The sequence below is a fragment of the Arthrobacter sp. genome (genome assembly GCF_048266065.1).
GTDB lineage: Bacteria > Actinomycetota > Actinomycetes > Actinomycetales > Micrococcaceae > Arthrobacter_H.
The window spans coordinates 24,447-50,547 of sequence record NZ_JBLXAH010000014.1 but is presented as its reverse complement, the minus strand read 5'-3'; the positions used below and the strand labels follow the sequence as shown (position 1 = coordinate 50,547).

Genomic DNA, 26,101 nt, shown 5'->3' with positions numbered 1-26,101 from the left:
CACTGGATAATGGTGGCCGTGCCCGAACGAACCATGACCCTCATCCTCCTCGGCGGCTCCTCCGGTTCCGGAAAGTCCTACCTGGCCGAGCGCTACGGCCGGCCCCACATCGAACTGGACAACTTCTACCGCGAACTCGCCGAGGACTCCCCCGCCACGCCGTTGCCGCGCACCAGCTATGGGGAAGTCGACTGGGACCACCCGGGCACCTGGAACTGCGACGCCGCCGCCGACGCCGTGCTGTCCCTGCTGCGCACCGGGACCATGCGGGTCCCCGACTACTCGCTGTCCACCTCCAGCTACCACGGCCACCAGGAAGTGGTCCTGGCCGGCGGCCCGGCGGTGGCCGAGGGGATCTTCGTGGACGAGATCCGCGCCCCGTTGCTGGCGGCCGGAGTGGACGTGCGCGCCTACTACATCGACGTGTCCCCGATGACGACGGCGGTGCGCCGGTTCGTGCGCGATGTCACCGAGCGCCGCAAGCCGGTCCCGTTCCTGCTGCGCCGCGGCTGGGCCCTCTACCGGGCCGAGGGGCAGCTGCGCCGCCGGTACGTGGACGCCGGTTTCATCCCCACGCCCAAGGCCAAGATCCGCGAACTGCTCGCCGCCGCCCGGCCCGCGGTGTGACCTCGCGTTGGCCGGCCGGTACCTACCTGACCGGCATGGGCCGGACGGTGAGGATCTGTTCGCTGCGTCCGAAGGGTCCCTCGACGTCGTGCAGCACGGCCGAGGTCAGCCCGATGCCGTCGGTACCGTAGGTCTGCTGCGAGGAGATCCCCAGCCATTCCCCGGTGGGGCGGCGGTGCATGTGGATCTGCAGGTCCACGTTCGGGAACATCCAGGACTCGGGGCCCGGGGCGACGCGGGGTGCCACGCCGTTGGCGGTGTCCACCATGCCCAGCAGGCGGACCATGTCATCTGAGGGTTCGCCGTCGACCATGGCGTTGGGGTTGCGCATCCACACGACGCCGCGCCCCAGACGCAGGCCCGGCTCGACCCGGAATTCGAGTTGCTCGATGTAGCCGCCGGGCCACATGTCCATGCCCTTCCAGGCGGGCAGTTCCTCGGGGTGCGTCACCGCGGGGTCCTCGATCCCGGCAACTGCCGTGGAATCGTCGGTCTTCAAACGCCAGGCGCGGGCCACGATGGCCGTGCGGCCCTGGCACACCATCTCGGCCTCGATCAGCTCGATCGTCCTGCCGGGCCGGACCATGCGCGTGGTGATCTCGATGTCGCCGCCGTGGATGATGCCCAGGATGTCCAGGCTGACGCGGGCCATGCGCATGTCATCGCGCGGCTGGAACTTCTCCAGCTCGTGGGCCAGCAGGCCGGTGGCCGGTGCCATGTGCTGCTCGTGGGCATTCCACGCACCCTGGGTGTGGATGGTGGAGCGGTACCTTCCGCCACCCAGCGGGAGGTAGAACGACGTGGGCGCCGTGCCATCCGCCAACTGCGTCAGGTGGTCGGCGGATGCTTCGGGAACCGTGCCGGGCCCGGTCGAGGTATCGGTCATGGATCCGTCCTTTCACTGCGGCGTGGGTCGCCGAAAATTCCACAGTAGCCCGGATGAGTGCTCAGGTGCCGCAATAGGTCCGGTATGGTCCGAAGTCCTCCGGCGCCCCGGCCGCATGGCGTTCCAGCCCCGGCCGTTCCCGGTACGGGTCGGTGACCGCGTCCAGCAGTTCCCCGAAAGGTTCCATGTCGCCGGCCGTCGCGGCGGCCAGGGCCTCTTCCACCAGGTGGTTGCGCGGGATATAAGCGGGGTTGGTGCGGTCCATCAGGTCGGCGTCGGGTCCCAGCGCAGTCCACCCGGCAGCCCAGGCGTCGTAGGCAGCGGTGTCGGCGAACAGGCTCCTCACCGGGCTGTTGTTGCCGCGGGCCGCGGCCCCCAGGCGGCGGAAGAACGATGTGTAGTCGACGCCGTGTTGTTGCAGCAAGGCGATGACGTCGTCGACGACGGTATTGGCCTCTGGGGCCCCTACGTCAGCAGCGACAAGCCCCAGTTTGCCGCGCATCCCCGCTGACCACGCGGAGCTGTACTGGTCGCGGAAGCTCCCCAGGGAGGACATGGCCACCTCGACCGCCTGGTCCTCGTCGTCGTCCAGGAGCGGCAGCAGCGCCTCGGCGAAGCGCGCCAGGTTCCATTCGGCGATGACGGGCTGGTTGCGGTAGGCGTAGCGGCCTTCGGCGTCGATGGAACTATAGAGCGCTGCGGGATCGAAGCCGTCCATGAACGCGCAGGGCCCGTAGTCGATGGTCTCGCCGGAGATGGTCATGTTGTCGGTGTTCATGACCCCGTGGACGAAGCCAACGAGCATCCACTGCGCCACCAACTGGGCTTGCGCGGCGACGACGGCATCGAACAGCGCCCGGTAGGGGTGTTCGGCAGTCGCCGCCCCTGGGTGAAGCCTTGCGATGGCGTGGTCGGCCAGCCGACGCAGCAGGTCCACATCCCCGTGGGCCCGGGCATATTGGAACGATCCCACGCGCAGGTGGCTGGAGGCCACGCGGGCCAGGACGGCTCCGGGCAGCGGGGTGTCCCGCCGAATGGTGGTGCCGGTGGCGACGACGGCCAGCGCACGGGTGGTGGGGATGCCCAGGGCATTCATGGCCTCGCTGACCAGGTACTCGCGCAGCATCGGCCCCATGGCTGCCCGGCCGTCGCCGCCGCGCGAAAAGGGGGTGCGGCCCGAGCCCTTCAGGTGCAGGTCGTGCAGGGTGCCGTCGGGGCCACGGAGCTCACCCATCAGCAACGCCCGGCCGTCACCCAGACGTGGCGAATAGGAGCCGAACTGGTGCCCGGCGTATCCCTGCGCCACGGGGGTTGCCCCCTCGGGAACGGTGGTTCCGGTCAGCAGCCCGAGTCCCTCGGCACTTCGCAGGAAGTCAACGTCCAGACCCAGCTCGGAGGCAAGGCGGGTGTTCAACACCAGCAGAGTCGGTTCCGGGGTCGGCTCCCCTGTCCACGCGATGGAGAGTTCGGGGAATTCGTGGGCGAAGTGGCCGTTCAGGACAACGGTTCCCTGGAGTGCAGCGCTCATCCTCCGACCATACGCCGAGCCCGCCCGGGTGTCGTGCCGGGCGGCGGTAGACTGCCGGAATGCATCGCTCCGGCACGTCCTCCCCCACCCGGCGGCGCCGACTGATGCTCGTGGCCGCCGTGGTCTGCATCGTCCCGGTGGGATTGGCCGCCAGGTTCCTGCTCGGCGGCTGGGTGGCAGACATCTCCGGTGGGGTGCTGTACGCCGTACTGGTCTATCTCCTCGTCGCGTTCTGCCTCGCCCAACGCCGCCCCCTGATCATCGCCGTCATGTCACTGGGCATCTGCTGGGCCGTGGAACTGCTGCAGCTGACGCCGCTTCCCCGGGATCTGGGCGCTGTCTTCCCGCCGATCCGGCTGGTCTTGGGCACGACGTTCGTTGCCTGGGATCTGTTGGGATACGCGGCGGGAGCGGCCGCCGCGTGGCTCGCCGAGTGCTGCCTGCGCGTGTGGGGACGAACGGCATCTGCGCCGGAGCCGGCAGCAGAAGCCCATTAGGGGCTCTGCACGTTCCCGACGTCGTCGCACTCCTCCCCGGGCAGCATCTGCTCGGCAGCGCACTGCGCTTCGCCGCCGGTCCCCCAGCAACTGGTGGTGCCCAGCACCAACACAAGGCCAATGAGGGGACGGAGCAGTCTCACTTCGGTCCCACCTCCCGGCTCCTGCGACGTGCGGAAGTACATCGCAGCATGAAAGGTTGGTTCCCGCAATGCTGGTTACCTGCCGCGTGGTGCGTAGCCATCAAGGGACGCCACCGATTCAGTGGCCGAGGCCCGGTCCGTCCGCGATGCAATTGTCCCCGGCCGCGTTTCCACCCTCGACTTTTCGAGGCGGCACAAAAAAGGGACCCGGATCCGCAAAACTCAGCGGATCCGGGTCCTCCATTCGGCGTTTCAGCCGGGAATTCGGCGGGAAGCTCCTAGAACTCCCAGTCCTCGTCCTCGGTGTTCACTGCCTTGCCGATGACGTACGACGAACCCGATCCGGAGAAGAAGTCGTGGTTCTCGTCGGCGTTCGGGCTCAGTGCCGAGAGGATCGCCGGGTTCACGTCGGTGACGGAAGACGGGAACATCGCCTCGTAGCCGAGGTTCATCAGCGCCTTGTTGGCGTTGTAGTGCAGGAACTTCTTGACGTCCTCGCTCAGCCCCACGCCGTCGTACAGGTCGTGGGTGTACTGGACCTCGTTCTCGTACAGCTCGAAGAGCAGCTCGAACGTGTAGTCCTTCAGCTCGTTCTTCCGCTCCTCGGACAGGCCTTCGAGGCCCTTCTGGTACTTGTAGCCAATGTAGTAGCCGTGCACTGCCTCGTCGCGGATGATCAGGCGGATCAGGTCGGCGGTGTTGGTCAGCTTGGCCCGTGAGGACCAGTACATCGGCAGGTAGAAGCCCGAGTAGAAGAGGAAGGACTCCAGCAGCGTCGAGGCGATCTTGCGCTTGAGCGGATCCTCACCGTGGTAGTAGGACTCGATGATCGAGGCCTTCTTCTGCAGGTTCACGTTCTCGGTGGACCAGCGGAACGCCTCGTCGATGTCCTTGGTGGAAGCCAGCGTGGAGAAGATCGACGAGTAGCTCTTGGCGTGCACCGACTCCATGAACGCGATGTTCGTGTAGACGGCCTCTTCGTGCGGGGTGATCGCGTCCGGGATCAGCGACACGGCGCCGACGGTGCCCTGCAGGGTGTCGAGCAGCGTCAGGCCGGTGAAGACGCGCATGGTCAGCAGCTGCTCGTCGGCGGTCAGCGTGTTCCAGGACTGGACGTCGTTGGACAGCGGGATCTTCTCCGGCAGCCAGAAGTTGTTCACGAGGCGGTTCCACACCTCAACGTCCTTGTCGTCCTGGATGCGGTTCCAGTTGATGGCCTCGACGTGGCCCTGCAGCTTGACCTGGTCGGTCATTTCAACCCCTGACTTTCTGGTGGGCGGTGCCCGTAGGTACGTGGTGCTGGAGCACGACGGCGGGAGGTCCCCCGCCGTCGTGCTCCCCGGTTGCCTGCCTGATGGGAGCAGACTAAGTTAATACAATGCCTGCTACTAAAGCATGCATGAAACGCAACCCTCCACCTCAGTTCCCTCCAGCGCGAGCTGGCGGAGCCGGATGTAGTAGAGCGTCTTGATGCCCTTGCGCCACGCGTAGATCTGCGCCTTGTTGATGTCGCGCGTCGTTGCGGTGTCCTTGAAGAACAGCGTCAGCGACAGGCCCTGGTCCACGTGCTGGGTGGCGACCGCGTAGGTGTCGATGATCTTCTCGTAGCCGATCTCGTACGCGTCCTGGTAGTAGTCCAGGTTGTCGTTGGTCAGGTACGGAGCCGGGTAGTAGACGCGACCCAGCTTTCCTTCCTTGCGGATCTCGACCTTCGAGGCGACCGGGTGGATCGAGGACGTCGAGTTGTTGATGTAGGAAATCGAGCCGGTCGGTGGAACCGCCTGCAGGTTCTGGTTGTAGATGCCGTGCTCCATGACAGAGGCCTTGAGCTCCAACCAGTCCTGCTGGGTCGGGATCTGAACACCGGCGAACAGTTCGCGGACCTTCTCGGTCTGCGGGACCCACTCGGCCTCGGTGTACTTGTCGAAGAACTCGCCGGAGGCGTACTTCGAGTCCTCGAAGCCGCCAAACGTCTTGCCGGTTTCCATCGCCAGGCGGTTGGAGGAGCGCAGGGCGTGGAACAGCACGGTGTAGAAGTAGATGTTCGTGAAGTCCAGACCCTCCTCGGAGCCGTAGTGGACCCGCTCACGGGCCAGGTAGCCATGGAGGTTCATTTGCCCCAGGCCAATGGCGTGCGACTGCTCATTGCCCTCGGCAATCGAGGGAACCGAGCTGATGTAGGACATGTCCGAGACGGCGGAGAGCGCACGGATGGCGGTCTCGACCGAGGCTCCGAAGTCCGGTGAATCCATCGTCTTAGCGATGTTCATCGAGCCCAGGTTGCAGGAGATGTCCTTGCCGACCTCCTGGTAGCCCAGGTCATCGGTGTAGGTCGACGGGGAGGACACCTGCAGGATCTCCGAGCAGAGGTTGCTCATGATGACCTTGCCCTTGATCGGGTTGGCCCGGTTCACGGTGTCCTCGAACATCACGTACGGGTAGCCGGACTCGAACTGGATCTCGGCGAGGGTCTGGAAGAACTCGCGGGCGTTGATCTTGGTCTTCTTGATCCGCGAATCATCGACCATCTCGTAGTACTTCTCGGAAACCGAGACGTCGGAGAAGGGCATGCCATAGACGCGCTCGACGTCGTAGGGCGAGAAGAGGTACATGTCCTCGTTCTTGCGGGCCAGCTCGAACGTGATGTCCGGGACCACTACGCCCAGCGAGAGCGTCTTGATGCGGATCTTCTCGTCCGCGTTCTCGCGCTTGGTGTCCAGGAACCGGTAGATGTCCGGGTGGTGGGCGTGCAGGTAGACAGCGCCGGCACCCTGGCGGGCCCCGAGCTGGTTGGCGTAGGAGAAGCTGTCTTCGAGAAGCTTCATCACGGGGATGACACCGGAGGACTGGTTCTCGATCTGCTTGATCGGTGCCCCGTGCTCACGGATGTTCGTCAGTGACAGGGCGACACCGCCGCCACGCTTGGAGAGCTGCAGCGAGGAGTTGATGCCGCGGGCAATCGACTCCATGTTGTCCTCGACACGCAGCAGGAAGCAGGAGACGAGTTCTCCGCGCTGGGCCTTGCCGGCGTTGAGGAAGGTCGGGGTGGCCGGCTGGAAGCGGCCGTCGATGATCTCGTCGACGAGCTGGGTCGCGAGCTTGTGGTCGCCACGGGCCAGGTGCAGGGCAACCATGCACACGCGGTCCTCGTAGCGCTCGAGGTAGCGCTTTCCGTCAAAGGTCTTCAGCGTGTACGAGGTGTAGAACTTGAAGGCGCCCAGGAACGTCTCGAAACGGAACTTCTTCTTGTAGGCGTGCGAGTAGAGGTCGCGCACGAAGTTCATCGGGTACTGGTCAAGGGTTTCACGCTCGTAGTACTCATGCTTGATGAGGTATTCGAGCTTCTCGTCCAGATCATGGAAGAAGACGGTGTTGGTGTTCACGTGCTGCAGGAAGTACTGCCGTGCCGCAGCCCGGTCCGCCTCGAACTGGATGTTGCCATCCTGGTCATAGAGGTTGAGCATGGCATTCAGCTCGTGGTACCCCAGTCCCTTGAAGGCCTCGGGGACTTCCTTGTTCTCGGTCTTCACGGTCGACTCGGCGACTGTTGTTTCCAAAACTCTTCCAATCCTTGGCGTACGTGGGTTACGTCCTCGGACGTACCCATGAGTTCGAAGCGGTATAGCACTGGGACCGAGCACTTGGCGGAGATCTTGTCGGCCGCCAAACAGTAGGTGGTCCCAAAATTCGTGTTTCCGGCGCCGATGACGCCGCGCAGCAGGTTCCGGTTGCCTTCGTTGTTCAGGAAGCGGATGACCTGCGGGAGTATCGACCGTTCGCCTCGTTCCCCGCCATAGGTCGGCAGGACGAGGACGTACGGTGCGGTGGCCAGCAATTCGGGGTCCCGGGCGTGGAGGGGAATGCGCGCCGCGTCAAGTCCCAGCTTCTCCACGAACCTCTTCGTGTATCCCGAAGCGGAGGAGAAGTAGATCAGGGAAGTGTTCGTACTGCGCGAGGTGGCGGCCGGAGACCCGTTGGTCGCCACCATCGTGTCGGCGGACGTCATGCCGACCTCCAAGCTGGTGGTGATGGGTGGTGCCTTAGGCGACGTTCGAGGCGAGCTCGGACAGTTCCTGGATCTTGTCGGGACGGAAGCCCGACCAGTGATCGGCCTCGGTGATGACCACAGGGGCCTGCATGTACCCGAGGGCACGAACGCGCTCGAGTGCTTCGGGATCCTGCGAGATGTCGACCTTCTCGTAGGCAATGCCCTTCTTGTCCAGAGCGCGGTAGGTGGCGTTGCACTGCACGCATGCTGGCTTGGTGTAAACCGTGACGGTCATGGCGTTGGTCCCCTCGTACGAGATCTTGGTGTTTCTTCGATATGTGCCCCGGCTGGCCGGGGGTCCAAAAGTGGGCCGGATAGGACGAAAACCGCGGTAAAACCGGTCTCGGCCCGTGGGGCGCCTTCGGAGATTTCAATACTACATGTAGTGCAAGCCGCGGCAAGCGACCCCTATATGTTGTCTTACAAGTATGTCATTCCCTCGGGATTTCGTCCACAGGCACTGTGGAGAAAAGGCCCCCCGATTCCCGCGCGATTCCGCGCTTCGGCACGTCCCATCCACAGGCTGTGCATTCGTCGTGCACAGACACGATCCAAGGGCGTGTCGCCTCGCCACGGCGTGTCGTGTCCCTCCTCCGTGTCGTCGTCCGTTGGGCTCGGCGTAGGGTGGCCCTAACCGCAGCGGAAGGAACGGAAACCGACATGAGCACTGTCGCAGAGAACATTATCGCCACGCTTCGAGCCAACGGCGTCCAGCGGATATACGGGGTTCCCGGCGATTCCCTGAACGGGATCACCGATGCCCTCCGGAAGGACGGAACCATCACGTGGGCCCACGTCCGCCACGAGGAGGCGGCAGCATTTGCTGCCGGCGCGGAAGCCACCCTCACCGGCGAACTGGCCGTCTGCGCCGGAAGCTGCGGCCCCGGCAACCTGCACCTGATCAATGGCCTCTACGACGCCAACCGGACGCGGGTCCCCGTTCTCGCGATCGCCGCCCATATCCCCAGCGGTGAAATCGGAAGCAACTACTTCCAGGAAACCCATCCACAGGATCTCTTCCGCGAGTGCTCCGTCTACACCGAAATGGTCTCCTCCCCCGAACAGATGCCCCGCCTCCTGGAGATCGCGATGCGGAACGCCGTGGAGAAGCGTGGCGTCGCCGTCCTGGTGATCCCCGGCGACGTGGCGTTGGCCCCGGCCGTCAACGACCGCATCGCCCACATACGCCAGACCCATCCCGTCGTTGTGCCTGGCCGCGAGGAGCTGGAGGAGGCCGCCGGCTTGCTGAATGCCGGTTCCAAGGTCACCATCCTGGCTGGCGCCGGCGTCGCCGGGGCACACGACGCCGTCGTCGGCTTGGCCGACACGCTGGCGGCGCCGATAGTGCATGCCCTCGGCGGCAAGGAACACCTGGAATACGACAATGAGTTCGACGTCGGGATGACCGGGCTGCTGGGCTTCGCATCCGGTTACCGTGCCATGGAGGACGCGGACACGCTGCTGATGCTGGGCACCGATTTCCCCTACCAGCAGTTCTTCCCCTCCAAGGCGCGCATCATCCAGGTGGATATCCGCGGTCAGCAGCTGGGCCTGCGGGCCCCGGTCGATGTCGGCCTCGTCGGTGACATCGGTGATACCGCGCAGGCCCTGCAGCCGTTGCTCAAGCGCAAGACCAAACGGGCCCACCTCAAGGACGCCCAGAAGCACTACCGCAAGACGCGGGAAAAGCTGGATGACCTGGCTTCCAAGACCCGCAAGGGAACTCCCCTGCATCCGCAATTCGTGGCGCGCCGGCTCGATGAGCTCGCCGCGGACGATGCGGTCTTCCTTCCGGACGTCGGATCCCCCGTCATGTGGGCCTCGCGCTACGTGAGGATGAACGGGCGGCGACGGCTGATCGGTTCGTTCGCCCATGGCAGCATGGCCAACGCCCTGCCCCAGGCCATCGGCGTCCAGTCGGCGGCTCCCGGTCGCCAAGTCGTCGCCATGTGTGGCGACGGTGGTCTGGCGATGCTCATGGGTGAGCTGCTCACCGTGGTGCAATCACAGCTCCCGGTGAAGATGGTGGTCTTCAACAATTCCTCCCTCAACTTTGTCGAGCTGGAGATGAAGGCGGCCGGATTCGTGAACTACGCGACGGGCCTGGACAACCCGAATTTTGCCGACGTGGCCAATTCCCTCGGCGTCCTGGGAATCAGGGTGGAGAGTTCCGCGGATCTCGATGCGGCCTTGAAGAAGGCCTTTGCCCACAACGGTCCGGCGCTGATCGATGTCGTCACGGCCCGCCAGGAGCTGTCCATGCCGCCTGCGGTGACCGCCGAACAAGCCAAGGGGTTCGCCCTGTACGCGGTCCGCACGGTTCTTTCGGGTCGTGGCGACGAATTGCTGGACCTGGCGGCAACCAACTGGCGTCAACTCTTCTAGGAGGACACGGGGGCAACGGCCCGAACCACGCCCTCGCGGCAGGAATCGGAACGGCCCGCTTGCAGGGCCGGGTTCCATCAGGGTTCGGGTCGGCCTCCGGACGGTGCTGTCCTGGTTGCCTCGACCGGACCACCGGGCGCCAAAACTTCCGGTTCCCGGGGAACGCGGCCTACCATGAGGGTGCCAATCATCGGCGAGGCCTGCCGCCCGTTCACCTGCGCCCGGTCCCCCGGGCACTCATGGAACGGTGCGCGGCCTACGTTGCGATGTCCCGAGAGCAAAGGAGAATGGATGCCGGACGCGGAGGACTCCCAGCCCGCTTCCACCGGTGGCCCGCAGCCTGCACCGATCGAACGCAGCCGGTTCGGCGCCACGGAGCGTCGCAGGGATCCTGTGGCGGAAGAACGCCGCCCACCGATTTCCAGTACCGAGCTGAGCAAGGGGCCCGCGGAACTGGCGGAGCACCGCGAGCCCCGGGTCAATTGGCGTGTATTCATCATCTCGGCTGCCATTGTCTTGGCCTTTTCCGTCTGGGCCATGGTGCTGCCGGATCAGGCCGCTGCGGTCATGCAAAACGCGGTGACGTGGATTTCCACGAACCTGGGGTGGTTCTACGTCCTGACAATCACCTTGGTCATCATCTTCGTGCTCTGGGTTGCGCTGTCCAAGGAGGGCAGCGTACGTCTCGGACCGGATCATTCCCGGCCGCAATACAATCTGTTCACCTGGGTCGCCATGCTCTTTGCCGCGGGCGTGGGCATCGACATGCTGTTCTATTCGGTGACCGGACCGATCACCCAGTACATGAGTCCGCCGGCAGCCAGCCCGGAGTCCGCCGAAGCGGCACAGGACGCGGTGGTTTGGACGATGTTCCACTATGGGATCGCCGGTTGGTCCATGTATGCATTGCTGGGCATGGCCATGGGCTACTTTGCCTATCGCTGGGGCATGCCCCTGTCCATCCGTGCGGCGTTGTACCCCCTGTTGGGCAAACGGGTCCGCGGTGCCACCGGCGACGTGATCGACGTTTTCGCCCTCGTGGGAACCGTTTTCGGTGTGGCCACGTCGATGGGCATCGGCGTCGTTCTCCTCAATGTCGGCATAGCCTGGCTCTTTGGCCTGCCCGAGGGGTTGGCACTGCAGATCGCGTTGGTGCTGGTTGCCGTCATCATGACCGTGGCGGCCTGTACATCGGGTGTCGACAAGGGCATCCGGCTGATATCCGAGCTGAACCTGTGGGCCGCCGGGGCGATGATGCTCTACATCCTGGTCACGGGCCAGACCTCCTTCCTGCTCAATGCCATGGTCGAGAACATCGGCCGATTCGTCTTCTCCCTGCCAGAGCGGACTCTGCAGACGTTCGCCTATACGGACGGCGGATCGGATTGGATGGCCGGATGGACGTTGTTCTTCTGGGCCTTCTGGCTGGCTTGGGGACCCTTTGTCGGGTTGTTCCTGGCGCGCATTTCGCGCGGCCGCACCCTGCGTGAGTTCGTCATCGCGGCCATCACGGCCCCCGTTCTCTGCGACTTCTTCATCGTCTCGATCTTCGGAAACAGCGCGATGCACGAAGTACTGAACGGCAACAAGGCATTCGCCGACCTGGCCATCACCAACCCGGAGCACGGGTGGTACGCCTTGTTGGAAATGTTCCCGGGCGCCCCGTTCCTCATCGGCCTGGCCACACTGTCGGGGCTGCTCTTCTACCTGACCAGCGCCAACTCGGGGGCCATGGTCATGTCCAACTTCTCCTCCTCCATCCCCGACCCATCGGTGGACGGAGCGAAGTGGCTGCGCATCTTCTGGGCGGTCCTGACGGCCGTGCTCACAGTTGCCATGTTGGTGGCCGGTGGCGTGACCACCATGGAACACGCCACACTGATTTTTGCGTTGCCCGTCACGATCATCGCGTACCTGGTCATGGCCTCCTTCTCCAAGGTCCTGCGCATGGAGCGGGCCGAACGTGAGGGTCAGGTGCTGCGCCGACGCAGTGCGGCGGTGCATGGCGGCCAGACGCCGGAGAAGACGTGGCGACAGCGCTTGGCCCAGCTCCGCTCCTATCCGTCGAAGAAGCAGGTGGCCCAGTTCGCCGAGCGGGTCATCCGTCCCGCGTTGGAGGATATCGTCAAGGAATTCACCGACCTCGGATATCGGGCGGAACTCACGACGACGCCGAATGAGGACACGGGCATCGAATCGAACACCTTGGTGGTGAACATGGACCACCACAGGAATTTCCACTACGAGGTTGCTGCGGTTGAAGCCCCCGTTCCCATGTTCGGTGGACGCAGCATGTCACGGCAGATCGACATCTACTACCGGTTGGAGGTGTTCACTCAAACCGGAACGGAAGGGTATGACCTCATGGGTCTCACCCAGCAACAGGTCATCAACGACGTCCTCGACCGATACGAGGCCCACCTGGGATTCCTGCACTATTCCAACGAACACGATTATGCCTCGGTCCTGACGCCTCCCGTTCCCCCGGCGACCGGAACCACGCCGACGATCCCCGCCGATGCCGATGATGTAGAGCCCATCGAAACGGGCGAAGACGAAAAGTAGCGGTTTTCCTGGAGGTGGGGACGCGTCCCCGCCTCCAGGCGACGCCGGGCACTGAGGCCGCGAGTGGTGCGGAACCGTCCAGGCGTTCGGAGCCTTAACGACACATGTCTCGGGACATCGTTCCAACGATGTCCCGAGACATTACATTCGTGGAGGTAAGGGGATTCGAACCCCTGACCTTCTGCATGCCATGCAGACGCGCTACCAACTGCGCCATACCCCCAAATGCAGCCGTCCTACAGGTTTCCCTGCGGACAACTCAACCATCATAGGGCACCTAAATTACCTCGTGCAAATCGAGGTCTCCCCCCTTATTCCGGGACGACGGTCTCATCGGCGCTGGTTGCCGCGGTAGCGGTCCCAACCGGCAGGTCAATGGCGGGGCAATCACTCCACAAGCGGTCGAGCGCGTAGAAGACGCGGTCTTCCTGGTGCTGGACATGAATAACGACGTCGACATAGTCCAACAGGACCCATCGCCCGAGACCACGCCCTTCCCGGCGCACGGGACGGACGTCATGCTGTTCGATGAGCGCCTCTTCAATCCCGTCGACAATGGCGTTGACCTGTCGCTCGCTTTCCGCCGAGGCAATCAGGAATGCATCGGTGATGCCCATGCGCTCGCTGACGTCCAGGGCGACGAGGTTGTCCGCGAGTTTGTCCGCGGCAGCGAGGGCAGCCGTGCGGATGATGTTGAGGGAATGTTCTGCTGCAGCCATGAGGCTCCTTGGTTGGTGGTCTGGAAAGGTGGCTATTTGGTGCTGATCAGGATGATGCCGGTGACGAGGGCTCCGGCGCCGACCACCAGCGCGGCGACCACCGCCAGCGTCCACGTATTGACTCGACGGACGCCCGCCGTCAGGTAGTCCAGCGGGTCCAGCCCGAGTGCGGAGCGGGCGCTGACCGGTTCACCGCCCTCGGCCTCGGGATCTCGGGAGGAAGTCCAGCCGGTGGTGCCGGCGGGCGAGCCAATGGCCGGGGTGGGGGAATCCGCTTCCGGGGAGACGGGCCGGGACGCAACACGGGGTCGTTCCACCGTGGCTGGCATTTCGAGCTGGAATCCACTCGTTTGGGGCGCATTGATGCCGGTATTGGCCAGGTCACGTTCGGCCTGCTCGTGCCGGAGCCTGTTCATGGCACCGGTAAAGGGGTCCGCAGTCTGCTGCTTGCGCTCCGTGGTGGACTGCCTGATGCGTTCGCGTTCGGCCACGCGGCGGCTGATGACTGCTGCACGCGCCGCGAGCTCACGCTGGCGGGCAACGACCTCCAAGTCGTCGCCATCGTCGATGGTGGGTTGGCGCTCCGGTTGCGCGGCCACGCCTTGACGCCGGGCCTCCAGGGCCTCCTCGACGCTCAATTGCGAGCCGGAGGCCTCCTGACCGGCGGCTTCATCGCGCCCGGTGCCGGCCGTCTCGTCCTGGTCTTCGGTGGCAGGCGCCGTTTGGGCGGCTCGTGCTGCGGCCAAGGCCTGGAGTCGGAGCTGGCGCCGGGTGAGCGGGGCCGGGTCCTCCCCCGCGGGGCGTTCGACGGGGGCGACTGGTGCGGCACTGGCACGCTGTGCTTCGGCCGCGCGTTGGGCGCGCAGGGCCTCTCGATCACGGGCACGCTGCAATGAACCACGCTCCGCCCGTTCGGGCACCATGTCAAAGGGCACGTCGGCGGCTCTGCGGCTCCGGTTCGCCTTGGACACACGATCGAGCTGATTCGTATCATCCGAGGCGTTGGATTCTGCAGCCGGGGCGGACTGTTCATGCGCCGAGGGATCCAGATCGCGGGCCTTGTCGGCAGCCTCGCCAGCTCGTCGTTGCTCACGGAGGGAGCGCCGTGTCGGTCCGCGCCCCAGGTCGTCGCTCATGTAGTCCGTTCCCGGCCTTGCCCCTCAGGCAACGCCGTCGTAGTGATACAACTCGTACTTCGCAATGTACTGAACCACCCCGTCGGGTACCAAGTACCAGACGGGCTTGCTGTCCCGGATCCGGTCCCGGCATGCAGTCGACGATATCGCCATGGCCGGAACCTCCAGGAGGCTGACGTCCTGTCGTCCCAGGTCGGAGAGCTCATGCCCCGGGCGGGTGACCCCGACGAAATGCGCCAGGCTCCACAGTTCGTCGATGTCCTTCCACGACAGGATCTGCTCCATTGCGTCGGCACCGGTGATGAAGAACAGTTCCGCGTTGGGCCGCTGCAGGCGCAGATCCCGCAACGTGTCGATCGTGTAGGTGGGGCCGGGACGGTCTATGTCGACGCGGCTGACCGTGAATCGGGGATTCGATGCCGTGGCAACCACTGTCATGAGGTACCTGTGTTCGGAATCCGAAACCTCGCGGTCCGCCTTCTGCCACGGCCGGCCGGTGGGTACGAAAACGACTTCGTCCAGGTCGAACTCGGCGGCTACCTCGCTGGCTGCCACCAGGTGCCCGTGGTGGATGGGATCGAACGTCCCACCCATCACGCCAAGGCGGACCGGCCGTTCAGACCCGTCCGCCTCTGCCTTGCTAGTGATTGTCGTGGCCGTGCTTGTTGGAGAACTGCTTGTGGCTGTCTTCGACCTCGGCATGTGCTTCATGGCGGTTCCCGACATTGGTGAACGACACGCACACGAAGAGCAGCAACAAGAAGAAGGCAAAGATTCCGCCGCCAATGATGTACGGCATGTTGCTGGCCCCCTCGGCCTCAGCACCACTCGCCAGTACCGTCCCCAAGACCTGCGTGAGCATGATTCTCCTTTGTGCCCGTCATCGACCGGATCCTCCCCCATGGGGTGGGCCGGTGAACGTCTAATGTCTGCCTACCATCCTACCCACCCGCGGCGGACTCTACGAACGAATATGGCCGTCACCTTGGACAATCCACTTCGTGGTCGTCAATTCGCGCAACCCCATGGGCCCGCGGGCGTGCATCTTCTGCGTGGAGATCCCCACCTCGGCCCCCAGGCCCAGTTCGCCGCCGTCGGTGAAGCGCGTGGACGCGTTGACGATGACCGCCGCCGAGTCAATCTCGGCGATGAAGCGTTCGGCATGCCCCAGGTCGTTGGTGAGGATGGCCTCGGTATGGCCGGTGGTCCACCGCCGGATGTGGGAAATGGCCTCGTCCAAGTCATCGACGACTGCCACCGCCAGGTCCAGGGACATGTACTCACGGGCCCAATCTTCATCGGTTGCCGGCACCACGTTCAACCCCTCTGCCAGTGCCAGGGCGCGCTGGTCAGCATGCAGCGTCACACCGGCCTTCGACAGTTCCGCGAGGATATGCCGGGAGGCCGCGGCACCGGAATGAAGCAGCAGCGTCTCCACGGTGTTGCAGACCGAGGGGCGCTGCGTCTTGGCGTTGAGGAGGATGTCCGCGGCGGATTCCGCGGTTGCGGACTCGTCCACGTAGATGTGGACGTTTCCCTCGCCGGTCTCGATGACCGGTACCTTGGCGTTTTCCAGGACGGATTGGATGAGCGCGTGTCCGCCGCGGGGAATCAGCACGTCGACCTTGCCGCGTGCCCCCATCAGTGCATTGGCCCCGGCCCGGCCGAAATCGTCGACGCTCTGCACTGCGTCGGCCGGCAGGCCCACTGATTCCAAGGCGTCACGGATCAGGTACAGCAGTGCACGGTTGGTTTCGGCAGCAGCAGAACCGCCACGCATCAGCACGGCGTTTCCGCTTTTCAGGGCCAGCCCGGCCAGGTCGACCGTGACATTGGGCCGCGCCTCATAGATGACGCCCAGGACTCCCATGGGCACGTGCACCTGACGCAGCCGCAAGCCATTGGGCAAGGTCTGGCCCCGTTCCACGGCCCCCACGGGGTCGGGGAGCCCTGCGAGTTCCCGGAGGGCCGAGATCAGCCCATCCACGCGTGTGTCGTCGAGCTTCAAACGATCCAGCAGGCCCTGGCTGGTCCCTGCCGCCCGTTCACGGTCCACGTCCTGGGCGTTCGCGGCGATGACAGCGGCCCGCTCGGTGTCCAACGATGCGGCAATGGCCAGCAGGCCACGGTCCTTCCAATCGCGGTTCGCGCGTGCCAGTTTCCGGGCGGCGGTACGGGACCGGTCCGCCCGCAGGGCAACATCGCGGGCGACGTTATCGTCTGTGAGGGGTGAATCTGCGACGCTCTGGCTCATTCAACCAGCTTAGCCGGGGCGATCAGCGGCGGCCCGATTGTTGAGCAATCGTGTTAACGCGGGTTTCCCCGACGGCGTGCCTACCGGCCGGCGGACCCCACGCGCGGTCCCACCAGGACGAGGTCGTCGACGTGGACCACTTCACGTTCGTAGTGGGTTCCGAGCGAAGCCGACAGCTCACGGGTGCTGCGCCCCAACATTTCCGGCAGCTCCACGGAGGCGTAGTTGACCAGCCCACGGGCGATGACCCGGCCGGCCGCGTCGGAGATCTCCACCGGGTCCCCGGCCTCGAACTCGCCCCGTACCTCGGTGATTCCGGCGGGCAGCAGGGAACGTGACCCGGAGGCCACGGCGGTCACTGCCCCGGCGTCGAGGACCAGGGTTCCGCGGGTGGAGGCAAGATGGGCCAGCCAGAGCATGCGCAGCGGACGGCGCCCACCCCGTGCAGAGAACCAGGTGCCGACGTCCTCGCCGGACAAGGCACGGCCCGCCTGTGCGGTGGAGGTGACGAGGGTGGGGATTCCCGACTCCGCTGCCATGGTGGCCGCCTCGACCTTGGTCACCATGCCACCGGTTCCGACGCCCGAGGCGCCGACGGAGCCAATGACGACCTCCGCGAGGTCCTCGGCACGTTCAACGGTGGCAATGCGCCGGGCCCCGGCCGCCGGCGGTCCGTCGTAGACCGCATCGACGTCGGAGAGCAGGACCAACGCGTCGGCCTTCACCAGGTGGGCGACCAGCGCCGCCAGCCGGTCGTTGTCGCCGAAACGGATCTCGTGGGTGGCCACCGTGTCGTTTTCGTTGACCACGGGCACCACGCCCAGGGTCAACAGCCGACCCAATGCCCGGAAGGCGTTGGCGTACTGCTGGCGCCGGATCAGATCGTCGGCGGTCAGCAGGACCTGGGACACGGTGATGCCGTGGGAACCGAACGCCTGCGTGTACTTGGCCATCAGGAGTCCCTGGCCCACACTGGCGGCGGCCTGCTGGGTCGCCAGGTCACGGGGACGGCGTGTGAGCCCCAGCGGTGCGATGCCAGCGGCGATGGCGCCCGAGGAGACGAGGATGAGTTCAATCCCCCCGTTGCGCACGGCCGAGAGCTCGCCGACCAACGCGTTCAGTGCATCCTCGGAGATCCCACCGTTGACGGTGGTCAGCGACGAGGACCCGACCTTGACCACCAGACGCGTGGCCTCGGTGAGCTGGAAGCGATGCCGGATCGATGAGGGGATGCGGTTTTGCCGCGTCACTTCCCGCTGTCCTTGGAGGAGCGCTCGTTCTTGTAGTTGACGGACTCCGTCCAGATGCCGGCCTTGCGTTCGGCCTCGAGTTCGGCGCGGGCCGCCGCCCGGGCGTCCTTGCGGTCCTGGTGCTCTTGGCGTTTCTGTTCGCGGGTCGGCCGGCTCATGTCATCGAGGCGGACGTCTTCACCGCGACGCGATCCCAGCAGTTCGGCGCCGGCGGCCATTGTCGGCTCCCAGTCGAAGACCACGCCGTTGTCGTCGTCACCGATGACCACTGCGTCGCCGGGCTTGGCACCTGCCTTGAAGAGCTTGTCCTCGACGCCGAGCTTGGCCAGCCGATCGGCCAGGTAGCCGACGGCCTCGTCGTTGCTGAAGTCGGTCTGCTTGACCCAGCGGATTGGCTTCTCGCCCTCGACGCGGAAGAGCGGTTCGAGGTTGCGTTCCTCCCGGTGGATGGTGAATTCCGTCCGGTTCACTGCACGCGGGCGCAGCACCGGAACCTCGACCTTCGTGCTCGACGATGCCGAGGCCTGGCGTGCGGCCGTGACGAGCTCGCCCATCGCGTAGCCCAGTTCCTTCAGCCCGGTGCGTGCGAGGGCGGAGACCTCGAACACCTGGTAGCCGCGCCCTTCCAGGTCGGCCCGGACGAATTCCGCCATTTCGGCGCCGTCGGGCATGTCGGTCTTGTTCAACGCGATGAGGCGGGGGCGCTCGTTCAGGGGCACCACCGTTCCGTCGGCCCCGGCGAAGCTGGCGTCGGTGGCGTAGGCGGCCAGTTCGGCCTCGATGGTTTCCAGGTCGCTGATGGGGTCGCGATCCGATTCCAGCGATGCGCAGTCGAGCACGTGCACCAGTGCGGCGCAGCGTTCGACGTGCCGCAGGAACTCGTGTCCCAGGCCCTTGCCCTCGCTGGCCCCGGGAATGAGGCCCGGGACGTCGGCGACGGTGAACCTGACGTCCCCGCTTTCCACGACGCCCAGGTTGGGGATCAGGGTGGTGAAGGGGTAGTCGGCGATCTTGGGCCGGGCAGCGGACATGGCCGCAATGAGGCTGGACTTGCCGGCGGAGGGGTATCCGACCAGGGCGATGTCGGCCACGGACTTCAGTTCCAGGACGATGTCCTGCTCGTCCCCGGGGATGCCCAGCAGGGCGAAGCCCGGTGCCTTGCGCTTTTGCGAGGCGATCGCCGCGTTGCCGAGCCCGCCCATGCCCCCGGCGGCGGCAATGTACTCGTTGCCCTCCCCCACCAGGTCGGCCAGGATGTTCCCGGCCCGGTCCTTGATGACGGTGCCGTCCGGGACGGGAAGGACCAGGTCCTCGCCGTTCTTTCCCGGGTGCATGTCGCCCTTGCCGGGTTCCCCGTTGCCCGCCTGGCGGTGGGGCGAGTGGTGGTAGGAGAGCAGGGTGGTGGTCTGGGAGTCGACGCGGATGATCACGTCTCCCCCATTGCCTCCGTTGGCTCCGTCGGGGCCACCCAGGGGTTTGAACTTCTCCCGGCGGATCGACACGCAACCGTGCCCGCCGTTTCCGCCGGAAACGTTAAGGACGACGCGGTCTACGAACGCTGCCACTGAAGGAACTCCTCTATCGGGTGGCCGCCACGGTGCTGGATGCCCATGGTGCGGCCGGGGGTAAAACAGAACTGGAGGGCGGGCCGTGCGGCCCACCCTCCAGTCTATCGAAATGCGGTAACGCCCTGCTTAGCCGGCGTTGACGATGTTCACGACACGACGGCCGCGACGGGTGCCGAACTCGACCGAGCCGGCTGCCAGTGCGAACAGGGTGTCGTCGCCACCGCGGCCGACGTTGGCGCCGGGGTGGAAGTGCGTGCCACGCTGGCGAACGATGATCTCGCCGGCGGAAACGACCTGGCCGCCGAAGCGCTTCACGCCCAGGAACTGAGCGTTGGAATCGCGGCCGTTGCGAGTGGAGCTCGCGCCCTTCTTATGTGCCATTGAATGTGCCTACCTTTGAATCGTGGGTTATCTGGTCTCCGGCGCCTTAGGCGATGGAGGTGACCTTGACCTTGGTCAGCGCAGCACGGAAACCCTGGCGCTTCTTGTAGCCGGTCTTGTTCTTGTACTTCTGGATGACGATCTTCGGGCCGCGGAGGTTTTCGACGACCTCGGCGGTCACGGTGACCTTCGCCAGATCGGCGGCAGCGGACGTGACCTTGTCGCCGTCAACCAGAAGCAACGCGGGGAGCTCAATGGTTCCACCGGCTGCCTCGGGGACGCGGTCAAGGGTGACCCAATCTCCTACGGAAACCTTTTCCTGCCGGCCGCCTGCGCGGACAATTGCGTACACTTGGGAACTCACTTCTCTCGACGTCTAGTACTCTTACCGCGCACGTTCCACCGTTTCAAGTGAACGGGGATAAGCGCTGTGCTGTCACGCCGAGCGGAAAAATCCGATGAGCGGCGCATGCACCGAGGATCTAGATTACGCTATTTCGTCCCGCCGGGGCAAATACACCCCTCCACGGCGGGTCGTCAAGACCTCGATGCCGACCGGACCGCTCCCGGAGGACCGACAGTGCGCTGCGGGAGCGGGCCCGGAGTCTCCGGAACCCGCTCCCGCATGATCCATCCGACGGGGTGTCCCCCGCCACCGTGGCCTACAACTGGTCGGCCGGCACGCCCACGCCCAGCATGACCGGCGCCTCGGCCGGGGTGCCCTTCTTCGCTCCCGCGGCCGGGGCATCCAGCTTGGCGACATGGCTGGATCCTGCAGCAGCGGACGACGCCGGTGCCTCCTGGCGCTGGATCGGCATGTTCGCACCACCCTGGGCGCTGGAAGCCGAGCGGCTGCGACGCACCCGACGGGCCGGAGCAGCAGCCGGGGCCACTGGGGCCTCCGGAGCCACTGGGGCCGCAGCTTCCGCGGCCACCGGTGCCTGCGCTGGCGTCGCCTCGGGTGCCGGCGCGCCCTGCGGTGCCATCTGGGCCGGTGCCGGAGCGGACTTCTCGGCCGCCGGTGCCACACCGAAGGCGGAGTTCAGCGATTCGAGCGTCAAATCGGGCGCCTGGGTCGGAGCGGTGGCACGGCGGCTGCGCCGCGCACGCGGCAACCTGACGGCCTCACCGGCCAGGTTCACCAGCGGGCCCTCTTCCTCCACGCTGTCCGGTGCGGGCTGCGCCACGGCTGGCGAGGCAGCGGCCGGCGCATCCGCCGGCGCCGGGGCCTGCCGCGTGTCCTCGGCGACGCCCTGGGCGGGGGTCTCCTCGGAACCGGAGCGTCCGCGGCCGCGGGCCCGGCCCCGACCGCGACGGCGTGATCCGCCCTCGCGCTGGTGCTCGGGGGATTCCTCCGAGGCGGCGGGGGAACCGCCGTCGTTGTCGGCCTGCTGGTCCGTGGCCCCCTCCTGATCGTGGGCGGCGTGGGCCGCTGCGGCGATCGACGCGAAAGCGGCCCGGGCTGCCTCGGCCTTTGCCTCGGCCTCGGGGTCCTGTGCCTTGGGCTCCGGTGCCGTGAACTCCGTGGTGTGGTCGGCTTCGCCGCTCTTGCCGTGACGGCGGTCGTTGCGCGGTTTGCGGTCGTTGCGCTTCTGCTGGCCCCCATCACCTGGGGTGTTCGAGGCGCGGCGATGTTCGACCGGCTCATCGTGGGTGACGACTCCGCGGCCGTTGCAGGCCTCGCAGTTCTCGCTGAAGACCTCCAGCAGTCCGGTGCCCATGCGCTTGCGCGTCATCTGCACCAGGCCCAGCGAGGTGACCTCGGCGACCTGGTGCTTGGTCCGGTCGCGGCCCAGGCATTCGACGAGGCGACGCAGCACCAGGTCCCGGTTGGCCTCGAGGACCATGTCGATGAAGTCGATGACGATGATGCCGCCGATGTCGCGCAGGCGCAGCTGCCGCACGATCTCCTCGGCCGCCTCGAGGTTGTTCTTGGTGACGGTTTCCTCGAGGTTGCCGCCACTGCCGGTGAACTTCCCCGTGTTCACGTCCACCACGGTCATGGCCTCGGTGCGGTCGATCACCAGGGAGCCGCCGGAGGGCAGGAAGACCTTGCGGTCCAGCGCCTTGTGGATCTGCTCCTCGATGCGATGGGACGCGAAGATGTCCGTCTCCGACGTCCACTTCTCCAACCGGCCGATCAGGTCGGGGGCCACATACATGACGTAGGCCTCGATGGTGTCCCAGGCTTCCTCGCCGGAGACGATGAGCTTGGTGAAGTCCTCGTTGAAGACGTCGCGGACGACCTTGATCGTCAGGTCCGGCTCCGCGTAGAGCAGTTCCGGCGGGGTGGTCTTGTTCGACGTCGAGGCGGCCTCGATGCCCTCCCACTGGGCGCGCAGGCGGTTGATGTCGTTCATCAGCTCCTGTTCGCTGGCACCCTCGGCTGCGGTGCGCACGATGACCCCGGCGTTCTGCGGCAGGTGGTCCTTGAGGATCTTCTTCAGGCGGTTGCGCTCGACGTCGGGCAGCTTGCGTGAAATGCCGGTCATGGAGCCGCCCGGCACGTAGACCAGGTAGCGGCCGGGCAGGGAGATCTGGCTGGTCAGCCGGGCGCCCTTGTGTCCGACGGGATCCTTGGTGACCTGCACCAGCACCGAGTCGCCGGATTTCAGGGCGTGCTCGATGCGCCGCGGCTGGCCTTCCAACCCGGCGACGTCCCAGTTGACCTCACCGGCGTAGAGGACGGCGTTGCGGCCGCGACCGATGTCGATGAAGGCGGCCTCCATGGACGGCAGCACGTTCTGCACCTTGCCGACGTAGACGTTGCCGATCAGCGAGTCCTGCTGGGTCTTGGACACGAAGTGCTCGGCCAGGACGCCGTCCTCCAGGACGCCGATCTGGATGCGGTCCTCGCGCTGGCGGACCACCATCTGCCGGTCCACTGATTCGCGGCGCGCCAGGAACTCGGCCTCGGTGATCACGTGGCGGCGGCGTCCTGCATCGCGGGAGTCACGGCGGCGCTGGCGTTTGGCCTCCAGCCGGGTGGAACCCTTCACGGAGGTGACCTTGTTCGACGGCGCCGGCTCGGCGGCGGCGCGGGGGCCGCGGACCCGGGTGACCGTGTTGGGCGGATCGTCGTCGTGGCCGCCGGTCAGTTCCAGGTCGGCATCCCCGCGACGGCGGCGCCGACGACGGCGGGAGACCGACCCGTTGCCCTCTTCTGCGTCGCCTTCCTGGGTATCGGCGGCGTTCTCGCCGGAGCCGTTCGACTCCTCACGCGAGCGCGAACGATTGCGACGCCCCTGCCGGTTCCGGTTGCCCGGGCCATCACCGTCCTGGTCCGTTTCGGAGGATTCGACCGGGCGTGTCGCCGGGATGACGGTGGACAGGTCGGGGGCCTGGAACAGCACCGAGACCGGGGAGCCGGTGACCGCGAACGGATCGGCGACCGGTGATGCCCCGGCAGCGCCGTCGGCGGCCTCGGGTTCCGCGGGCTCTTCGGCAGCGGTGGTGGCCGGGGCGGGTTCTGCCGGCGTCTGCTCCGGGGCGGGCTCGGCGGCGGCGCGGGCGGGGGCCTTGCGGGTGCGGCGGGCCTTCGGCGGTGCCGCCGTCGCTGCTGTGTCGGGGGTGTCTTCGGTGGCCGGCGCTTGGGCTGCCGGCGCATCATCCACTGCCGGTTCAGCTGCCGCGGGAGCCGACGTCCCGGTGGTCTTCGCTGCGCTCTTGCGCGTTCGCGGGGCCCGTGTGGGCTTCTGCGGCACTTCCACCGCGGCTTCGGCCGGGGCTTGGTCTTCGACGGCGTCGGCGGCGGGGGCTGCCTCGGCGGCCGTCTTCTTCGCCGCTGGCTTGCGGGTGCGCGGCGCCCGCTTGGCGGGGGCCTTGGCCTTCTCCACCGGTGCCTGCTCGTCGGCGGCAACGGTATCTGCGGCGGCGGTGTCGTCGGCAGCCTCGGCGGCTTCCGTGGCCGTCTTCTTCGCCGCTGGCTTGCGGGTGCGCGGCGCCCGCTTGGCGGGGGCCTTGGCCTCCGGTGCGGTTGCCTCGGCAGCCGGGGTTGCTGCAGCCGGATCCAGCGGAAGGGACGACGGGGCCGACTCGTTCAGTTCTTCGTTCGATGCTTCCATGTCAGGCCATACTCCTAGCCGGAGTACCCTTCCACAGCCGGGACGCCGGCGATCGGTTCGGGAACCGTGGCCTCGGTGGCCGCCCGGTTCCCGGAAGTCAATGTTGCTGTTTCCCGGGGTGCACCAACGTGGGCGGGTGCGGCGTGCTCGGAAAACCAACGCGTTCCTCCGGGCGAGCCGCTTTCTGTTGCGGCGGCCGCCAGCGGTATTCATCCGTGGGCATCGTCTCCGATGCCAGCGGTGATCCATCGCTGCGGGTCCGGATTCCTGCAGTTGGGTTGCAGGCAAACTGTGGATTCGCCGACAACCACGGCCATTGTCTCATATGGTGCATGCCCAGCGCCGGAGACCACCCTAGACTCGTAGGGAACGAGCCACCAGCCGGTGTGCTGCCATCAGGAACCGAGGAGTGCCCCACGTGGTCCACGAAGCCCACAGCCCTGCCGAGAAGCGCGCCGACGCCGTCCGGACCACCGAGGCCCCGGTGCCCGCTTTCGCCCGGGACCGCGTCTTCGGGTGGATCCTCGCCATCGCCGGGTTCGTCAGCTGGATCGCCGCCTGCACGTTGACGCTGGAGCGGTTGGAGATCTACAAGGACCCCAACTATGTCACCTCCTGTGACATCAGCCCCTGGGTGTCCTGCGGCACCGTCATGCAGACGCACCAGGCAGAACTCTTCGGGTTCCCGAACCCGCTGATCGGCGTGGCGGGCTTCGCCGTCGTCGCGGCCATCGGCGTCACCCTGATCTCCGGGGCCAGGATGCCGCGCTGGTATTTTGCGGGCCTGCAGACGGGCATCACGCTGGCGATGGTGATGATCTGCTGGCTGTGGTTCCAGGCCCTGTACGTGATCCACGTGCTGTGCCCGTACTGCATGGTGGTCTGGGCGATGATGATCGTGCTCTTCGTCTATACGACGGCCCGGAACATCATCCACGGGGTCATTCCGGCGCCCACGGGCCTGCAGCGGTTCCTGGCCGAGTGGCACTGGGTCGTCGCCGCGGTGCTGGCGGTGCTGTGCGCCGGATCGATCCTCTTCGCGTTCGCCGACGCGTTCTTCGGCTAGCGGGCCCCCGCCACAGTACGACGCGGGGCAGGCACCGCGAAGGTGCCTGGCCGGCGTCGTACCTTGTGGTTCCGGCGGGTCAGGAGAACCAGATGCTGATCTCGCGCTCGGCGGACTCCACGGAGTCGGAGCCGTGCACCAGATTCTGCTGGACCTTTTCGCCCCAGTCCCGGCCGAAGTCTCCACGGATGGTGCCCGGGGCGGCCGTGGTGGGATCGGTGGTCCCGGCCAGTGAGCGGAAGCCCTCGATGACGCGCTCGCCCTCGAAGATGGCGGCGACGACGGGGCCGGAGAGCATGAACTCGACGAGCGGCTCGTAGAACGGCTTGCCCGCGTGCTCCGCGTAGTGGGCCTCGAGGATCCCGCGAGTGGCAGTGACCTGCTTGAGCTCGGCCAGGCGGTAGCCCTTGGCCTCGACACGGGCCAGGATCGAACCGGTCAGCTGGCGCTTGACGCCGTCGGGCTTGACCAGTACCAGGGTGCGTTCTGTGGACACGCGGTTGCTCCTTCGTTGGGGTGTTCGGTTCGGTATCGAGTCTAGTGCTCGGCGTCCGGCTCCGGGTGCTCGGCTTCCCACCGGGCCTGCGCCGCATCGCGGAGGGCGTTGTCGCGGTCCATCGAGGCCCCCTTGGTGACGGCATACCACCAGCAGGCGGCAAACAGGATGCCGACGACGAACATGGAGGCATCCACGAAACCGAGCAGGATCAGCAGGATCTGTACCGCCCAGCCGATCCAGTAGCCCAGCGGCTTGGACAGGAACGCGCAGGCCAGGATGCACACCGCCATGATCCAGCCCCCGACCAGGAAGATCAGCGCCGGGCTGATGCTCTCGCGGTACAACCCGAAGACCGCCAGGGTGGCGAACAAGGCGACGCCGGCTTCCAGGGTCAGGACGGTGGAGGCGAAGAGCACCCGGGTGGAGCGCCGCTTCTTCTTCATCCCGGGACGCCATTCGCGTTGGGCTTTGGTCATGCGTGCCAT

23 protein-coding genes and 1 tRNA gene are annotated in these 26,101 nt (G+C 66.1%); 5 read left to right on the top strand and 19 right to left on the bottom strand.

Annotation, left to right across the window (positions count from 1 at the left end; all coding sequences use genetic code 11):
* Positions 1–9 precede the first annotated feature (9 nt).
* Complete coding sequence (locus ACN0TP_RS17280; RefSeq protein ID WP_417221056.1) at positions 10–627, top strand: uridine kinase; 618 nt, start codon at positions 10–12, stop codon at positions 625–627.
* A 22-nt stretch (positions 628–649) separates the two neighbouring features.
* Here the strand turns inward: ACN0TP_RS17280 and ACN0TP_RS17275 are convergent, their stop codons facing one another.
* Positions 650–1,513, bottom strand: coding sequence for a thioesterase family protein (locus ACN0TP_RS17275; RefSeq protein ID WP_417221029.1), 864 nt, complete (start codon positions 1,511–1,513; stop codon positions 650–652).
* A gap of 61 nt (positions 1,514–1,574) precedes the next feature.
* A complete protein-coding gene (locus ACN0TP_RS17270) occupies positions 1,575–3,041 on the bottom strand; it encodes a protein adenylyltransferase SelO (protein ID WP_417221026.1) in 1,467 nt (488 codons plus the stop codon).
* Between the two features lie 59 nt (positions 3,042–3,100).
* Between ACN0TP_RS17270 and ACN0TP_RS17265 the strand changes: the two genes are divergently transcribed.
* A complete protein-coding gene (locus ACN0TP_RS17265) occupies positions 3,101–3,538 on the top strand; it encodes a DUF2809 domain-containing protein (RefSeq protein ID WP_417221023.1) in 438 nt (145 codons plus the stop codon).
* 421 nt (positions 3,539–3,959) lie between these two features.
* On the opposite strand, the gene nrdF is transcribed toward ACN0TP_RS17265, so the two are convergent.
* The 4 genes from nrdF to nrdH all read right to left on the bottom strand — a co-directional run bounded on the left by nrdF (position 3,960) and on the right by nrdH (position 7,964).
* A complete protein-coding gene (gene nrdF, locus ACN0TP_RS17260; protein WP_343900807.1) occupies positions 3,960–4,934 on the bottom strand; it encodes a class 1b ribonucleoside-diphosphate reductase subunit beta in 975 nt (324 codons plus the stop codon).
* Positions 4,935–5,069: 135 nt separating this feature from the next.
* The gene (gene nrdE, locus ACN0TP_RS17255) at positions 5,070–7,238 is read right to left on the bottom strand and encodes a class 1b ribonucleoside-diphosphate reductase subunit alpha (protein WP_417221022.1); all 2,169 of its coding nucleotides are present in this window, start codon (positions 7,236–7,238) and stop codon (positions 5,070–5,072) included.
* Positions 7,208–7,687: a class Ib ribonucleoside-diphosphate reductase assembly flavoprotein NrdI gene (nrdI, locus tag ACN0TP_RS17250; protein WP_417221020.1), complete on the bottom strand. Its 480-nt coding sequence runs from the start codon at positions 7,685–7,687 to the stop codon at positions 7,208–7,210. The genes nrdE and nrdI overlap by 31 nt, the downstream gene beginning before the upstream one ends.
* A 34-nt stretch (positions 7,688–7,721) precedes the next feature.
* Positions 7,722–7,964, bottom strand: coding sequence for a glutaredoxin-like protein NrdH (gene nrdH, locus ACN0TP_RS17245; protein ID WP_417221018.1), 243 nt, complete (start codon positions 7,962–7,964; stop codon positions 7,722–7,724).
* Between the two features lie 425 nt (positions 7,965–8,389).
* Here nrdH and poxB point away from each other — a divergent pair, with 425 nt between their 5' ends.
* Positions 8,390–10,114: a ubiquinone-dependent pyruvate dehydrogenase gene (gene poxB / locus ACN0TP_RS17240; RefSeq protein ID WP_417221015.1), complete on the top strand. Its 1,725-nt coding sequence runs from the start codon at positions 8,390–8,392 to the stop codon at positions 10,112–10,114.
* Between the two features lie 291 nt (positions 10,115–10,405).
* A complete protein-coding gene (gene betT / locus ACN0TP_RS17235) occupies positions 10,406–12,679 on the top strand; it encodes a choline BCCT transporter BetT (protein ID WP_417221014.1) in 2,274 nt (757 codons plus the stop codon).
* A 150-nt stretch (positions 12,680–12,829) separates the two neighbouring features.
* Here the strand turns inward: betT and ACN0TP_RS17230 are convergent.
* The 11 genes from ACN0TP_RS17230 to ACN0TP_RS17180 form a co-directional block, all read right to left on the bottom strand.
* Positions 12,830–12,902: transfer RNA gene (locus ACN0TP_RS17230), tRNA-Ala, on the bottom strand.
* Positions 12,903–12,990: 88 nt separating this feature from the next.
* Complete coding sequence (gene rsfS / locus ACN0TP_RS17225) at positions 12,991–13,398, bottom strand: ribosome silencing factor (RefSeq protein WP_417221012.1); 408 nt, start codon at positions 13,396–13,398, stop codon at positions 12,991–12,993.
* A gap of 32 nt (positions 13,399–13,430) precedes the next feature.
* Positions 13,431–14,534, bottom strand: coding sequence for a hypothetical protein (locus ACN0TP_RS17220; protein ID WP_417221009.1), 1,104 nt, complete (start codon positions 14,532–14,534; stop codon positions 13,431–13,433).
* 24 nt (positions 14,535–14,558) lie between these two features.
* Complete coding sequence (gene nadD, locus ACN0TP_RS17215; RefSeq protein ID WP_417221054.1) at positions 14,559–15,236, bottom strand: nicotinate-nucleotide adenylyltransferase; 678 nt, start codon at positions 15,234–15,236, stop codon at positions 14,559–14,561.
* Positions 15,175–15,396: a hypothetical protein gene (locus ACN0TP_RS17210; protein WP_417221007.1), complete on the bottom strand. Its 222-nt coding sequence runs from the start codon at positions 15,394–15,396 to the stop codon at positions 15,175–15,177. The genes nadD and ACN0TP_RS17210 overlap by 62 nt, the downstream gene beginning before the upstream one ends.
* Before the next feature lie 99 nt (positions 15,397–15,495).
* Complete coding sequence (locus ACN0TP_RS17205; RefSeq protein WP_417221005.1) at positions 15,496–16,788, bottom strand: glutamate-5-semialdehyde dehydrogenase; 1,293 nt, start codon at positions 16,786–16,788, stop codon at positions 15,496–15,498.
* 80 nt (positions 16,789–16,868) lie between these two features.
* Positions 16,869–18,038, bottom strand: a complete 1,170-nt coding sequence (gene proB / locus ACN0TP_RS17200) for a glutamate 5-kinase (protein ID WP_417221002.1) — start codon at positions 18,036–18,038, stop codon at positions 16,869–16,871.
* Positions 18,035–19,603: a GTPase ObgE gene (gene obgE / locus ACN0TP_RS17195; RefSeq protein ID WP_417220999.1), complete on the bottom strand. Its 1,569-nt coding sequence runs from the start codon at positions 19,601–19,603 to the stop codon at positions 18,035–18,037. The genes proB and obgE overlap by 4 nt, the downstream gene beginning before the upstream one ends.
* Before the next feature lie 129 nt (positions 19,604–19,732).
* On the bottom strand, positions 19,733–19,987 hold the full coding sequence (gene rpmA, locus ACN0TP_RS17190; protein WP_372699120.1) for a 50S ribosomal protein L27: 255 nt from the start codon (positions 19,985–19,987) through the stop codon (positions 19,733–19,735).
* Positions 19,988–20,033: 46 nt separating this feature from the next.
* Entirely contained in the window at positions 20,034–20,339 is a 306-nt protein-coding gene (gene rplU / locus ACN0TP_RS17185) for a 50S ribosomal protein L21 (protein ID WP_417220997.1), read from the bottom strand.
* Positions 20,340–20,649: 310 nt separating this feature from the next.
* Entirely contained in the window at positions 20,650–24,051 is a 3,402-nt protein-coding gene (locus tag ACN0TP_RS17180) for an Rne/Rng family ribonuclease (protein ID WP_417220995.1), read from the bottom strand.
* Positions 24,052–24,469: 418 nt separating this feature from the next.
* Between ACN0TP_RS17180 and ACN0TP_RS17175 the strand changes: the two genes are divergently transcribed.
* Positions 24,470–25,117, top strand: a complete 648-nt coding sequence (locus ACN0TP_RS17175) for a vitamin K epoxide reductase family protein (protein ID WP_417220993.1) — start codon at positions 24,470–24,472, stop codon at positions 25,115–25,117.
* 79 nt (positions 25,118–25,196) lie between these two features.
* Here the strand turns inward: ACN0TP_RS17175 and ndk are convergent, their stop codons facing one another.
* Positions 25,197–25,613 carry a nucleoside-diphosphate kinase gene (ndk, locus tag ACN0TP_RS17170; protein ID WP_417220991.1) on the bottom strand — a complete coding sequence of 139 codons (417 nt, stop codon included), beginning with the start codon at positions 25,611–25,613 and terminating at the stop codon, positions 25,197–25,199.
* A gap of 41 nt (positions 25,614–25,654) precedes the next feature.
* Entirely contained in the window at positions 25,655–26,101 is a 447-nt protein-coding gene (locus tag ACN0TP_RS17165) for a DUF4233 domain-containing protein (RefSeq protein WP_417220989.1), read from the bottom strand.

What these genes read in the sequence shown, in the direction of transcription:
- nadD (WP_417221054.1), bottom strand. Translation starts at nt 15,236, where the DNA reads ATGCCGAGGTCGAAGACAGCCACAAGCAGTTCTCCAACAAGCACGGCC.
- rsfS (WP_417221012.1), bottom strand. Translation starts at nt 13,398, where the DNA reads ATGGCTGCAGCAGAACATTCCCTCAACATCATCCGCACGGCTGCCCTC.
- betT (WP_417221014.1), top strand. Translation starts at nt 10,406, where the DNA reads ATGCCGGACGCGGAGGACTCCCAGCCCGCTTCCACCGGTGGCCCGCAG.
- ACN0TP_RS17165 (WP_417220989.1), bottom strand. Translation starts at nt 26,101, where the DNA reads ATGGCACGCATGACCAAAGCCCAACGCGAATGGCGTCCCGGGATGAAG.
- ACN0TP_RS17265 (WP_417221023.1), top strand. Translation starts at nt 3,101, where the DNA reads ATGCATCGCTCCGGCACGTCCTCCCCCACCCGGCGGCGCCGACTGATG.
- ACN0TP_RS17205 (WP_417221005.1), bottom strand. Translation starts at nt 16,788, where the DNA reads ATGAGCCAGAGCGTCGCAGATTCACCCCTCACAGACGATAACGTCGCC.
- poxB (WP_417221015.1), top strand. Translation starts at nt 8,390, where the DNA reads ATGAGCACTGTCGCAGAGAACATTATCGCCACGCTTCGAGCCAACGGC.
- nrdF (WP_343900807.1), bottom strand. Translation starts at nt 4,934, where the DNA reads ATGACCGACCAGGTCAAGCTGCAGGGCCACGTCGAGGCCATCAACTGG.
- ACN0TP_RS17220 (WP_417221009.1), bottom strand. Translation starts at nt 14,534, where the DNA reads ATGAGCGACGACCTGGGGCGCGGACCGACACGGCGCTCCCTCCGTGAG.
- nrdI (WP_417221020.1), bottom strand. Translation starts at nt 7,687, where the DNA reads ATGACGTCCGCCGACACGATGGTGGCGACCAACGGGTCTCCGGCCGCC.
- nrdH (WP_417221018.1), bottom strand. Translation starts at nt 7,964, where the DNA reads ATGACCGTCACGGTTTACACCAAGCCAGCATGCGTGCAGTGCAACGCC.
- ACN0TP_RS17280 (WP_417221056.1), top strand. Translation starts at nt 10, where the DNA reads ATGGTGGCCGTGCCCGAACGAACCATGACCCTCATCCTCCTCGGCGGC.
- ACN0TP_RS17270 (WP_417221026.1), bottom strand. Translation starts at nt 3,041, where the DNA reads ATGAGCGCTGCACTCCAGGGAACCGTTGTCCTGAACGGCCACTTCGCC.
- rpmA (WP_372699120.1), bottom strand. Translation starts at nt 19,987, where the DNA reads ATGGCACATAAGAAGGGCGCGAGCTCCACTCGCAACGGCCGCGATTCC.
- ACN0TP_RS17275 (WP_417221029.1), bottom strand. Translation starts at nt 1,513, where the DNA reads ATGACCGATACCTCGACCGGGCCCGGCACGGTTCCCGAAGCATCCGCC.
- ACN0TP_RS17210 (WP_417221007.1), bottom strand. Translation starts at nt 15,396, where the DNA reads ATGCTCACGCAGGTCTTGGGGACGGTACTGGCGAGTGGTGCTGAGGCC.
- ACN0TP_RS17180 (WP_417220995.1), bottom strand. Translation starts at nt 24,051, where the DNA reads ATGGAAGCATCGAACGAAGAACTGAACGAGTCGGCCCCGTCGTCCCTT.